This is a genomic window from Bacillus sp. FSL H8-0547 (genome assembly GCA_038002745.1).
Classification (GTDB): domain Bacteria; phylum Bacillota; class Bacilli; order Bacillales; family Bacillaceae; genus Bacillus_P.
This window is the reverse complement of record JBBODD010000001.1, coordinates 2089551-2101887: the sequence shown is the minus strand read 5'-3', so window position 1 is coordinate 2101887 and position 12337 is coordinate 2089551. Positions and strand designations below refer to the sequence as shown.

Sequence of the window (12337 nt, the reverse complement as noted above, 5' to 3'; positions counted from 1 at the left end):
AGCCTATACTCTCCTAACTGGAACACCAATATAAACTCCAGGTTCAGTTATATCCTTAACCACAACAGCCCCAGCACCTACTTTACATCCTCCAGTGATGGTTATATTATTACTGACTGCACTTCCTATCCCTATCCAGGTCCCTTGTCCAATTTTGACCGATCCTGCTAAATGAACTCCAGGGGATATATGAACAAAATCTTCAATACAGTTATCATGGTCAATTGTAGAGCCAGTATTAATAATGCAGCCTTTGGCTATATTGCTACAGCAATTAATTATTGCCCCAGCCATAACAACTGTTCCAAGACCCAGTCTTATATGTGATCCTATAACTGCATTCGGATGAACTAATACTGGAATACTAGCCCCAGCATCCTCCAGCATTTTATGAATTCTTTGTCTTGTAGCATTGTTGCCAATACCAACAAAAACATCCCATTCTCTTTTATGTGCAACTACCTCATCTGAAGAACCAATGACTTCTAACCCCATTGATGAAGTGATACTTTCGTCATCATCTAAAAAAGCAATGGTATGCCATTTATTCATTTTCAATGCGATGTCCGCAACAACTTTTCCATGGCCGCTAGCACCTATTATTAAAAGTTTGTTCTTCATATTTTAATTGTTTCCTCTTGGGATCCTTTGAAAGGTTCGATCGTAGCAGCAGTACCTGAATTAATACCTTCTCTAACAAAAACCTTTTTAACGGTTAAAAAGATGATCTTCCAATCTTCAATAAACCTTACATTTTCCACATATTCAACATCGAGATTAAACTTATCTTCCCAGCTAATCGCATTTCTTCCATTGACCTGAGCTAAACCAGATAGCCCTGGCCTGACTTCGTGACGTCTTTTCTGGTGGTCGGTATACAGCTGTAAATACTGCACCAATAATGGTCTAGGACCTATAATGGACATATCACCCTTCAAGATATTAATGAGTTCTGGTAATTCATCAAGAGATGTAGAACGTAATAACCTGCCAAATTTCGTTAACCTGACATGATCTGGAAGCAGATTACCGTTTTCGTCTCTCGCGTCCGTCATAGTCCTGAACTTATACATCATGAAAATCTCTTCATTTAATCCAGGTCGTTTTTGCTTAAATAATACCGGACTACCTAACTTCGTTCTTACTAGCAAAGCAACAATTAGTAATACTGGACTAAGAACAATAAGTGCAATTAAAGAAAGGATGAAATCCATTGGTCTTTTTACAAACCTTCTATAAATACCCTCTCTAGAAGTCCCCATTATTTCAACCACAACCCCTTAATAGTCTTTATAACTCTTTCTAAATCCTCATTCGTCATTTTCGTATCAGATGGCAGACAAACACCATTCTCAAACAATTTCTCCGATACACCTTCTCCTATAAAATCATACTTTTCAAAGAATGGCTGCATATGCATCGGTTTCCAAACTGGTCTTGACTCTATATTCTCAGTTTCCAATGCATCAAATATATCAAAAGGTCTTACTTCACCAGTCAACACCATTGAGCTTAACCAAAAATTCGGTTCATCCCATTCATTGCTAGGCATAAACTCAACACCTTCAAGCCCTCCAAGTTCTCTTTTGTAAAACTCAAAAATATAGTTCTTTTTAGAAACTCTTTGATCTAACACCTTTAGCTGCCCTCTCCCAATCCCTGCAGCAACATTGCTCATACGATAATTGAAACCTAATTCACTATGCTGATAATGTCTAGCTTGATCTCGGGACTGTGTTGCCCAAAATCTCGCCTTAACAATTCTCTCTTCATTATTTGAAACAAGCATCCCCCCGCCAGAAGTTGTGATAATCTTATTTCCATTAAATGAGAAAATACCATAATCACCAAAAGTACCTGTATGCTTACCCTTATAGTAAGTCCCCAAAGACTCAGCAGCATCTTCAATAACGGCGACATTGTGTCTTCGGCAGATTTCCATAATCTTGTCCATATCTGCTGAGAGACCATAAAGGTGAACGACAATTACTGCTTTTACATTTGGATATTCTATAAAAGCCTTCTCCAAAGCTGCAGGGCATATATTCCAAGTTGCATAATCGCTATCTATAAAAACCGGAGTTGCATGTTGATAGATGATTGGATTTGCAGTAGCAGAAAACGTAAGCGTTGGACAGAATACAATATCTCCTTCTCCAACTCCCGCTGCTTTAAGAGCTAAATGAATAGCAGCTGTGCCTGAAGAAAGGGCTGCAGCCGCTTTTGAGCCAACCTTTTCAGCTAGTTCTTTTTCAAATCCATTTACGTTCTCGCCTAGGGGGGCAATCCAATTTGTATCAAAAGCTTCCTGCACATATTGCATTTCAAACCCTTCATCACTCATATGTGGTGATGAGAGGAATATTCTATTTCCCATTTTTAAGTCTTCCTCCTGTTGTGGATGTAATTAAATGCACTAAATTTTTTAGTAGTTTATTACTTAATTGAAGTTTCATATATTATCCAATGAACTAATAGGCCACTAAATTTGCATTAATATAGGGATTGAATAATTATCATTCCCTATATTAAGTGCATTCTCAATAAAGTCCTACTTTTACCGCTGGATATAAAAGCTTGATAACAAGTCCAGCATTAGTATTTAATTTTTACGTTAGCTTGTGCATAGCTTCCAATCATTAATTTATGTTATTAACTAAATGTCTTTCTTTCTTATTCGCTAACTCCAATACATAATTGGCTAAATACTCTGCTTTAAAATCTGCATGATTTTCAATCAAGTTTGAAACTCTTCCATACTCGAACTCTACTGTTTTCCCAATAAAAATCTTAGGAAAAACAGCTTTACCATGAACTTCATTTTCCCCAAGAAGTTCCTCATACATTTTTTCTCCAGGTCGAATTCCAGAGAATTTCAACCCAATTTCCTCCTCTGAATAACCAGACAAGCGAATCAAATTCTTTGCCAAATCAACAATCTTAACTGGCTCTCCCATGTCAAGAACGAATATCTCACCGCCGCGTGCAAGTGCTCCAGCTTGCATTACAAGTCTTGAAGCTTCAGGGATGGTCATGAAATATCTGGTCATATCAGGATGCGTTACCGTAACCGGTCCGCCAGCCTGTATCTGTTTCTTAAACAAAGGGATTACGCTTCCGCGGCTTCCTAGTACATTCCCGAATCGGACAGCAACGAAGTTTGTTTGACTTTCCTTATCTAGTTTCTGAATGACCATTTCCGCTATTCTCTTTGTGGAACCCATAACGTTTGTTGGGTTTACGGCTTTATCAGATGAAACTAATACAAATGTATTCACTCCGAAAGTATCAGCGGCTTCGGCAACATTTTTTGTACCAATCACGTTGTTTTTAACAGCCTCTTTAGGATTATATTCCATTAAAGGAACATGCTTATGGGCCGCTGCGTGATAAACAACATTCGGCTTGTGATTTTCCATGATTTCAAAGATTCTGAAACGATCTTGTATATCTGCTATGACTGGAACAATTTCAAATTCGTTCTGATACATATTCCGAAGTTCCATATCAATTGAATAGATAGAATTTTCACCATGACCGAGTAGCAATAGTTTTTTAGGTTTGAATTTACTTACCTGTCTGCAAATTTCAGAGCCTATCGATCCGCCGGCACCTGTAACTAATACTGTGTTTCCTGTTATTTTCTTTGAAATTGACTGAATATCAAGCTCTACTGGCTCCCGTCCAAGCAGATCCTCAACTTTCACGTCCCTGAATTCATTAACAGAAACTTTCCCAGTCATTAAATCCTCAATTTTAGGAATGATTTGAGTTTTAGCATTTGTTTTGCCGCACTCTTCAAAAATTCCTTTTAACCCTTTTTTATTTAGAGATGGGATTGCAATGACGATGTTCTCAATCTTATATTTTTCAACAATTGTTGTGATATTTTCTGTCTTGCCTTCTACTGGAATGCCCATAATGTGAAGGTTCAGCTTTTTAGGATCATCGTCTGCAAAGGCAATAGGATATAGGTCGTTATCCGTATTGTTTAATAATTGACGGGCAATCATCGTACCCGCTGCACCTGCGCCAATAATAAGGGTTCTCTTTTTATTAATTGCTTTTCCGATTAACCGGTGTCTTACCATTCTCCATGAAAATCTAGATCCTCCTATTAGGAGAACATGGAGCATCCAGGTGATGAAATATACACGTACATAGATGTGGCCAAATACCAGTGATTGTGCAACTGCTGCAAGTACAATTGATAAAGATACGGCTTTCACAATACCTACTAACTCACCGACGCTTGCATACTGCCATGCTTTTTTATATAGGTGGTAGAAATGAGCAAAGATATGATGGCTGATTAATAGTGTAATGGAGCTAAAAAATAAAATGGGCATGGTGAAGATGTTTAAATATGGATGCAGAATAAAGTACCCTAAATAGATGGCTGTCAGGACAATGACGGAATCAATGGCAATCAGCATGGCAATTCTTTTTTTGTAGGTCATTTATTTCCCTTCCTTTCTTTTAGATTTTCTTTATTTTTTCTTTGAGGCGAGCCTCAATTGTTTCTTTTAACAGTTTTTCCAGCTGTAAAACTTGCTGATCACTGGCCTCTCGTTTTATATAACGAACGGTTTTGGCAATCGTTTTCGGAAATTGATCTACGTTCAATTTTTCTTACCCCTTAAAATAACCCCAGGAATTTTTTCTTTTTAATCCTTGAAGGATCGGTTTTATAAACGGTTTGGTTCTTAACAAGTAATTCTGCATTTTCTCTAAATATGTATAATGCTTCCTGACCAAATTCTTTGGCTAGAGCCACATAGCCCTCACTCAAGCGAAACGGTCTGTTTTTCAGACTGTGAACATCCGACGCAAGGAAATGAGTAAGCTGCGCTTCTACAAGCTGCAAGGTGAATTTCTTGATGTTTTTTCCGAAATGTCCCGTAATACTGGATGAGGTAATCTGAGTAAGTGCCCCGTTGCTGACAAGCCTGTACAGCAAATCAGGGTTTTCAATAAATTCCCCGTTCCGTTCCGGATGCACAATAATTGGTGTAAGTCCCTTGAGCTGAAGATCAAACAGCATCTGCTCAGTGTATCTCGGCACATGTCCTGACGGGAGTTCAATGAAAATATAGTTTGTGTGGTTGAGCGGCAGAATGACGTCGGTTTCCAATTCATTCATCAAGTCTCCATGAATTCTTGTTTCCTGCCCAGGCAATATGGTTAGGGGAATGTTTTCATTTTGAAGTAGTGTGTTTAATGCTTCAACATTTTCTAGAATGGTCTGTTTGCCGTTTATGTATTTGCCGTTTTGGTGATGGGGTGTGGCAATAATTGTTGTAATACCTTCTTCAACTGCCGCTTTAGCAATTTGAATTGCTTCTTCAGAAGTTGCCGCTCCGTCATCTACCCCAGGTAAAATATGTGAATGTATATCAATCATAAGAACCACCGCCCGTATAGATAGAATAGGCATTAAGAGTGTTAATGCCTATTTATATTTATAAATCCTTTGGAATATCACCATATTATGAACTAGTCCAAAAGAGGTGTATTTTGTCGAAACTCCGTTATTTTGATGCGTAATAATAATACTGATTGTCCTGCTGCTTTTTATTGTTTAAAACTGTACCTAATATCTTAGCTTGTGATTGTACCAATGCATCTTTCGCTTTTTTCGCTCCCTCAAGGTCTGTTTTACCGCTGCTGACTACAAGCAGAGCTCCATCGACTATGTTGGAAAGAATCTGTGCATCTGTTACAACAAGTACTGGAGGCGTATCAAAAATAATCATGTCAAAGTCTCTTTTTGCATCTTCAATTAGCTGCTTCATTCCTTTTGAGGCCAGCAATTCAGATGGGTTTGGAGGAATCGGCCCGCTTGTTAAAAGATAAAGATTCTCTTGATCCGTGTATTTCGCAGCTTGAGTAACGCTTGTTTGCTTTGTCAGGACGTTAGTCAATCCTGAGAGGTTGTCCACTTTAAATGTGTAATGTGCTGTTGGTTTTCTTAAATCTGCATCTACCAATAAGACTTTTTTACCTTGTTGGGCAAACACGACTGCAACGTTCGCTGCTGTAGTTGATTTTCCTTCGCCTGGTCCAGCTGACGTGACGATCATAGATGTAATCTCTTCATCAACCGTTGAGAATTGAATGTTCGTACGGATTGTCCGGTACTGCTCTGCAATTGGCGATTTCGGAGCTGTCATTGACACTAAACTTCTGCTTTGTACCTGAAACAATTGCTTGCGGTCTTTACGAGCCAAAGCTCTCACCTCTCGTTCTTGCAACATTCGTTTGCACGTTCTTTTGATTTTGCATTTCCTGCTCCATATCAATGCGAGTAATTGCTCCTAATACAGGAAGACCAAGGTGTTTTTCAATATCTTCTTCTGTCTTAATCGTGTTATCCAAATATTCGAGTAGAAACGCAAGTCCCACACCTGCCATAAGGCCTATAACAATAGCAATTGCAATGTTCATTAGGGGTTTAGGCTGAATAGGAGAAGGATCTGTCCCTAAGTCTGCTTTTGAAAGAATACTTACATTGTTGACATTCATAATTTTAGCGATGTCATTTTGGAAGACCGTTGCAATCGTGTTTGCAATTTTAGCTGCCTGCTCCGGCTTTTCATCCTGTACAGATATGGTTACTACTTGAGAGTTCTGCTCACTGGCAACTGTTACATTTGAATTTAATTGACTGCTTGACATGTCTAAATCAAGTTGTTGAACGACTTTGTCAAGAATCGCTGGACTTTTAATGATTACGTTGTACGTATTAATGAGTTGAAGGTTCGTTTGTACTTCGCCTGGATTAAATGCCTGCTGATCACTTTTCGCCTGATTCACGAGAATTTGAGTAGAAGATTGATAGATAGGAGTAAGAACAAAAAAGCTGATAAGTCCACTTGTAGCTGCGGCGATGGCCGTGATAATGATGATGAGTGAAAGACGTTTCTTTAAAGTTTGAAACAGCTCTTTCAAGCTGATGGTTTCTTCCATGTTGACCTCCATTTTTGGTATGTAATAGAAAAAGCACAAAGAGAATTATAATAAAAGACCTAGTGGTTTGCTACAGATTTTTACAGTAAAAGTGATAATTTCCTCATGTTTTATCAATTATTGGTTTTTCTTGAACAATAATGACAATTATAACAAGGATTTGTAAATTGTGTATTAATTTTTTTCCAATGCAAAAAGGAGACCCGCAAAAACGCGAATCTCCTGACGAATTATAGGCCGTTTATTAAAACGGTTACAAGCGCTGTGATTGCTATTGTCAAAACAGGAATGGTTACTGTAACGACGCGCTTTTTCAGCTCTCTCTTCCGTTCCATTTCTTCCGGTGTAATCCATTGACTCATTGAAAATAATCCCCCTCGAATCTTGTCGACAAATGTCTAAATGTTTATGTCTTAATTATCGGTGAGGATTAATAATAGTTTAATAGAACTTTGGTAGGATGTAGACGAAAAAAGTCCGCACACTTTTCACTGCGGACTCTTTTCGGTGTTCATTTATTAAGAGGCATATACTTTTCTGAATTGGAGGATCAGCTCATCGAGCAGTTCTTTGGTGGTAATTTCATTTGAATGCTCGCCTTTCTGGTAGGCGCTCATTAAAATTTGCAGAAGTTCTTCTTGTTTCAAACTGTTTTCTTTCATTCTACAAATTTCCTTTCTCTTATTTTACAAAAATATACAACAAGCAGATTATACTGCGTTTTGTGTCGGCTGGCAACTATAAATAGCATTCGTGTCGAACTATTGTTTATGTCCCCGAATTTTCTTTCCGCTAAACCTAATTTGATTATGTTGCTGACATTTTCTGATTTATTCTTTTTACGTTATAATGTAGAGATGTACTTATCGTGAATATCAGAACATTTTCATTTTACATAAAACAAAAAGGAGCGGTACGCCATGCTTCAGCACGAACTGGATAAAGAACTGATTCTGCATGCGGGTGAGCAGCTGCAGGATATGCTTTCGCCGAATTCGGAGGATGATCGGCAGCTGATGAAAAAGGGTTTGATGCTGTATCGGCAGGGCAGTGTTTATAATGTCAAGATTGACGGGCACACGGTGAAGGCGAATGTGCAGGATGTGACGCCTGTGCGGGTGGTGCTTGAGCTTGATTTTTTCACGATGAGCTCGTGCACGTGCCCTGCGGCTTTTCCATGCCGTCATGCTGCGGCTGCCTTTCTTTATTTATATGCAAGTACCGATACAGTCGGAACGTATATGGACGCCTGGAATGCCCAGGCCCAGAGGGCAATTCTGGCCCAATTGAAGCCGGCGAGCCAAATGATTTCTCCTGTGAAGTGGAAGGACGATTCGCTTGAGAGCTGGCTTGCATACTTTGAGTATGAATACGGGCGATGGGCCGGAAATCGGCAGCGCACAGTGCAGCAGCTTCAGAGCCTGTACAATCATTATTATCCTGCGCTTAAGAAAAAGGCTCCGAAAGATGCGGATCTCAGACGATTTTATTTGATTCACGCGAATCTCGATGTATTGTTCCGAATGCTCCGTCTGATTAATGAGACGATTCCGGGCGGTCATATGTTTCAGAATATGTATCATTCTTATACGGAAGAGTGCATTGATACTATTACTTACGAGCTGCGTGAGATGCGGAAGTTTGCGCTGCCGTTTTCGATTGACGGTCTGTTGAAGGATAGTATAGAAGTTTTCCGGAATCTGCTGGATGTGAGTCCACATATGCAGTATGAACGGCTGAATATATACCGTTCGCTTTGGACCGCTCTTTTGAACCAGAAGAAGTGGGTCGTCGAGGAGGCGGAGTGGCTTCAGAAGAAGCAGAGTGAGGAAATGAAGCCTGAATACGGGCTAGCCCTTCTGCATATGGAGTACTTGCTTGGAAATGACGATGTTCTGTTTGAAAAGATGGAGATGTTTTCGGATGCGGGCTTTGTCGTTTTGTATGATTGGGTGGAAGATATTATTTCCCGGAAAAACTGGAAACGTGCCGGCAAGTGGTTTTCGGTTATGCACGGAAAGATTGACGCCTATATCAACAGCGAGATTCCTTATGAAGAAAAGCGGAGAGCGATTCGCTATTTTCTTGATCTACTTGCGGATTATTCGATGCAGACGAAGGATGAGCGCATGTATGAAAACGCCTGCCGCACTTCCCTGCCTTTCAGCTATGCGGAGTATCACCATTTTCTGATCAACCGCAAGCAGTTTAAAAAATGGGCGGAGCTGCAGCTGCTGCTTGGGTTTGAGCTGTATGAGATTGACCGCGATCTGCTGAAGGTTGTCGAGAAGGAAAGTCCGGAGTCTCTGCTGACTGTGTATCACCATGCGATACGCCATGAGATTGCGCAGAAAACACGTAGTAATTATAAATTTGCCGTGCGGTATTTGAAAAAAGCGCGCACGTTATATAAGAAGCTGAAGAAGGAAAGTCAATTTGAGATCTATCTTGAGAAGCTTGCGCATGAGCACCGGCGCCTGCGGGCTTTTCAGGAGGAGCTGAAGAGAGGAAAGTTGATTCATGCTGAATGATTTGAAGATCTCCGTTCATACCGAACAAATCGAGGATTTTCATTTTTACATCTGGTGTACGACGAAAGATGAGAAAGTGCTCGGCACCAATCATATGAGGCGCTATCTTTTCGCCTGGCATGAATCCTCTTTTTTCGGATCAATGCTTGAGGACGTGAGCTATATCGGCGTCCCTTCTGTCCTCCTCTCGCCGTGGATGATGGTCGAGCTGATTGGAAAAGACACGACGAACTCGCTTGCTGATATCGAGTACAGCGGAGATGCCGTATCGCTGATCGATGCAGCGGAAGCGATATACGACTGTATCGTCTCTGGCGATTTTATGCCGGATTATGAGCGCTGGAAAGGCGGTTCTTTCGGATGGCGCGATACTGCCGGTGAGTTTGAAGGGTTTACGGCTGACTGGCTGTCGGCTGCTGTGAATGATCTGATTGAGCAGAACCCGGACCTCGGCGTAGCGTGGGGCGATATAGTGAATGCTTACGGAGCTGCCGAGACCTTTGAAGGGCATTTTCTCGATGAACGCGACTGGCTTGAGAAAATCGGTTACCTTGTCGATGATGCGCCGTTTACGATTGGCCTGCGTCTGAATGAGCCTGATTATGACGGGGATGACTGGAAGCTTGAGCTGTTCCTGCGTGACCGGAAAAACCCTGATTCGTTTCATCTTTTCCAGGGGCTGAAGGATCTTCCTGCTCCGTGGCGCAGCTATATGGACCGGATTGAAAGGGAGCAGCAGCGCTTCGAGGAGATTGTGCCGTGGCTGTCGTTTAAGAATGGAAACACGCATATATCAGAGGATGAGGCGTGGCTCTTCCTGACGAGTTCTAGTGAAACGTTCGTGAACACCGGAGTTGAGATTCTTCTGCCGTCGTGGTGGCAAGTTGTCCGCGATTCTAAAGTGATGCTTAAGGCGAAGATGTCTTCCTCCCCTCGCGGCCAGTCCTTTGTCGGCATGAGCTCGCTGATTGACTTTAACTGGCGGTTTTCGACCAACGGTGTGGAGCTGAGCGAGGATGAGTTCATGCAGATGGTGAACGAGAACCGCCGTCTTGTGAATTTTAAAGGACAGTGGATCAAGTTAGACCCCGCTTTTATCAAGCATGTGCAGTCGATTTTGAAAAAGGCGGAAAAAGAAGGCCTGCATTTTTCCGATATTCTGCAGCAGGAGCTTGCGGATACGCGTGATGATGAGGATGAGATTATGGATGCGCGCGCATTTGCGAATATTCATATTGAGCTGAATAAGCAGATGAAGTCCATGCTGCGGCAGCTGACGCAGACTACGGATATACCGAAGCATGATGTGCCTGCTTCCTTTATCGGCGAGCTGCGTCCGTATCAGCAGCAGGGCGTTGACTGGCTGCTGTTTCTCCGGAAGTTTAAGTTTGGCGGATGTTTGGCAGATGATATGGGTCTTGGAAAGACGATTCAGATGATCGCTTATTTTGCCTATGTGCTTGAGCACGAGAACATGAAGGCGCCGTTTTTGATTATTGCCCCTACCTCTGTTCTAGGCAACTGGCAGAAGGAAATCGAGAAGTTTGCGCCGGGTATGAAGGTGCAGCTCCATTATGGTCCTAACCGGGCTAAAGGTGAGAATTTTGCCGCATCGATAGCCGGTGCCGATATTGTGCTGACGTCGTACGGCCTGTCTCACGCGGATCACGAAGAGATTGCAGCTGTTCCATGGAGCACAATTTGCCTGGATGAGGCGCAGAACATTAAAAACGCCCATACGAAGCAGTCGCGGGCGATCCGCAAGCTGAAGGGCCATCACCATATCGCCCTGACAGGAACGCCGATGGAAAACCGCTTGACGGAACTGTGGTCGATTTTTGATTTCATAAATACTGGGTTCCTGGGCAGTCTGCACAGCTTTCATAAAAAGTTTGTGCTGCCAATCGAGAAAGACCGCGACCCGAAAATCATCGGCAACCTGCAGCAGCTGATTAAGCCGTTCCTGCTCCGACGCACGAAGCGCGATGAGCAGGTGGCGCTGAACCTGCCTGAAAAGCAGGAGCAAAAGGAGTACATCCCGCTTACTGTTGAGCAGGCATCGCTCTATGAGCAGCTTGTGAAGGATACATTTGCTCAAGTTTCCCAGCTTGCAGGGATGCAGCGGAAGGCGCTGATCCTGAAGATGCTCGGGAAGCTGAAGCAAATCTGCAACCACCCTGCTCTGTATTTGAAGGAAGAGCGTGCTGCGTCTGTGACGACGCGCTCTCATAAAATTGAGAAGCTGCTGGAACTCGTTGGTGCAATCCGCGAGCAGGATGAGAGTCTGCTGATTTTCACCCAGTATATCGGGATGGGGGAAATGATTCAGTCGCTGCTTGAACGCGAATTCGGCGAAAAAGTGCTGTTCTTGAACGGCAGTGTGCCAAAGGCTGCGCGCGATAAAATGGTCGAGCAGTTCCAGAACCGGGAGTATACGATTCTGATTCTGTCCCTGAAGGCCGGCGGTACCGGGCTGAATCTGACGGCTGCCAATCACGTCGTCCACTACGACCGCTGGTGGAATCCCGCTGTCGAGAACCAGGCAACCGACCGTGCGTACCGGATCGGCCAGAGCCGCTTCGTGCACGTACACAAGCTGATCACAACCGGCACCATCGAAGAGAAAATTGACGTCATGCTGGACAAAAAACAGTCCCTGAATGACGAAATCATCCAGAGCGAAAGCTGGATCACCGAGCTCTCAACAGACGAACTCGAAGAGCTCTTCACTCTATCCATGAGCTAGGAGGCGCGCGACATGGCCAAGAAGAAAGAACAGGAAAAGCCGAAAGAAAAAGACACCATGAGTCCCGAGTGGCGAAAGCTGTATGAGCTGA

Annotated in this window: 12 protein-coding genes; 2 read left to right on the top strand and 10 right to left on the bottom strand. The window is 42.5% G+C overall.

What is annotated here, in order from left to right:
• Window positions 1-3: 3 nt before the first annotated feature.
• From MHB63_10410 to MHB63_10365, 10 genes are all read right to left on the bottom strand, one after another.
• Window positions 4-621: an acetyltransferase gene (locus tag MHB63_10410; GenBank protein MEK3806943.1), complete on the bottom strand. Its 618-nt coding sequence runs from the start codon at window positions 619-621 to the stop codon at window positions 4-6.
• Window positions 618-1262, bottom strand: a complete 645-nt coding sequence (locus MHB63_10405) for a sugar transferase (protein MEK3806942.1) — start codon at window positions 1260-1262, stop codon at window positions 618-620. Before MHB63_10405 ends, MHB63_10410 begins: the two co-directional genes overlap by 4 nt.
• Window positions 1262-2377: an aminotransferase class I/II-fold pyridoxal phosphate-dependent enzyme gene (locus MHB63_10400; GenBank protein ID MEK3806941.1), complete on the bottom strand. Its 1116-nt coding sequence runs from the start codon at window positions 2375-2377 to the stop codon at window positions 1262-1264. Before MHB63_10400 ends, MHB63_10405 begins: the two co-directional genes overlap by 1 nt.
• 262 nt (window positions 2378-2639) lie before the next feature.
• Window positions 2640-4460 carry a nucleoside-diphosphate sugar epimerase/dehydratase gene (locus tag MHB63_10395; protein MEK3806940.1) on the bottom strand — a complete coding sequence of 607 codons (1821 nt, stop codon included), beginning with the start codon at window positions 4458-4460 and terminating at the stop codon, window positions 2640-2642.
• A 19-nt stretch (window positions 4461-4479) separates the two neighbouring features.
• Complete coding sequence (locus MHB63_10390) at window positions 4480-4626, bottom strand: hypothetical protein (protein ID MEK3806939.1); 147 nt, start codon at window positions 4624-4626, stop codon at window positions 4480-4482.
• 13 nt (window positions 4627-4639) lie between these two features.
• A complete protein-coding gene (locus MHB63_10385) occupies window positions 4640-5404 on the bottom strand; it encodes a CpsB/CapC family capsule biosynthesis tyrosine phosphatase (GenBank protein MEK3806938.1) in 765 nt (254 codons plus the stop codon).
• A 127-nt stretch (window positions 5405-5531) separates the two neighbouring features.
• Window positions 5532-6230 (bottom strand): CpsD/CapB family tyrosine-protein kinase, encoded by a 699-nt coding sequence (locus tag MHB63_10380; GenBank protein MEK3806937.1) that lies wholly within the window; start codon window positions 6228-6230, stop codon window positions 5532-5534.
• Complete coding sequence (locus tag MHB63_10375) at window positions 6220-6969, bottom strand: YveK family protein (GenBank protein MEK3806936.1); 750 nt, start codon at window positions 6967-6969, stop codon at window positions 6220-6222. The genes MHB63_10380 and MHB63_10375 overlap by 11 nt, the downstream gene beginning before the upstream one ends.
• A gap of 230 nt (window positions 6970-7199) precedes the next feature.
• Entirely contained in the window at window positions 7200-7331 is a 132-nt protein-coding gene (locus MHB63_10370) for a hypothetical protein (protein ID MEK3806935.1), read from the bottom strand.
• A gap of 156 nt (window positions 7332-7487) precedes the next feature.
• Window positions 7488-7631 (bottom strand): hypothetical protein, encoded by a 144-nt coding sequence (locus MHB63_10365; GenBank protein ID MEK3806934.1) that lies wholly within the window; start codon window positions 7629-7631, stop codon window positions 7488-7490.
• Between the two features lie 258 nt (window positions 7632-7889).
• Between MHB63_10365 and MHB63_10360 the strand changes: the two genes are divergently transcribed.
• Window positions 7890-9500, top strand: a complete 1611-nt coding sequence (locus MHB63_10360) for an SWIM zinc finger family protein (GenBank protein MEK3806933.1) — start codon at window positions 7890-7892, stop codon at window positions 9498-9500.
• Entirely contained in the window at window positions 9490-12246 is a 2757-nt protein-coding gene (locus MHB63_10355) for a DEAD/DEAH box helicase (GenBank protein ID MEK3806932.1), read from the top strand. The genes MHB63_10360 and MHB63_10355 overlap by 11 nt, the downstream gene beginning before the upstream one ends.
• The last annotated feature ends 91 nt before the right edge of the window (window positions 12247-12337 follow it).

Coding starts and splice junctions, on each gene's coding strand:
- MHB63_10410 (MEK3806943.1), bottom strand. CDS start 621: ATGAAGAACAAACTTTTAATAATAGGTGCTAGCGGCCATGGAAAAGTT.
- MHB63_10405 (MEK3806942.1), bottom strand. CDS start 1,262: ATGGGGACTTCTAGAGAGGGTATTTATAGAAGGTTTGTAAAAAGACCA.
- MHB63_10400 (MEK3806941.1), bottom strand. CDS start 2,377: ATGGGAAATAGAATATTCCTCTCATCACCACATATGAGTGATGAAGGG.
- MHB63_10395 (MEK3806940.1), bottom strand. CDS start 4,460: ATGACCTACAAAAAAAGAATTGCCATGCTGATTGCCATTGATTCCGTC.
- MHB63_10385 (MEK3806938.1), bottom strand. CDS start 5,404: ATGATTGATATACATTCACATATTTTACCTGGGGTAGATGACGGAGCG.
- MHB63_10375 (MEK3806936.1), bottom strand. CDS start 6,969: ATGGAAGAAACCATCAGCTTGAAAGAGCTGTTTCAAACTTTAAAGAAA.
- MHB63_10370 (MEK3806935.1), bottom strand. CDS start 7,331: ATGAGTCAATGGATTACACCGGAAGAAATGGAACGGAAGAGAGAGCTG.
- MHB63_10365 (MEK3806934.1), bottom strand. CDS start 7,631: ATGAAAGAAAACAGTTTGAAACAAGAAGAACTTCTGCAAATTTTAATG.
- MHB63_10360 (MEK3806933.1), top strand. CDS start 7,890: ATGCTTCAGCACGAACTGGATAAAGAACTGATTCTGCATGCGGGTGAG.
- MHB63_10355 (MEK3806932.1), top strand. CDS start 9,490: ATGCTGAATGATTTGAAGATCTCCGTTCATACCGAACAAATCGAGGAT.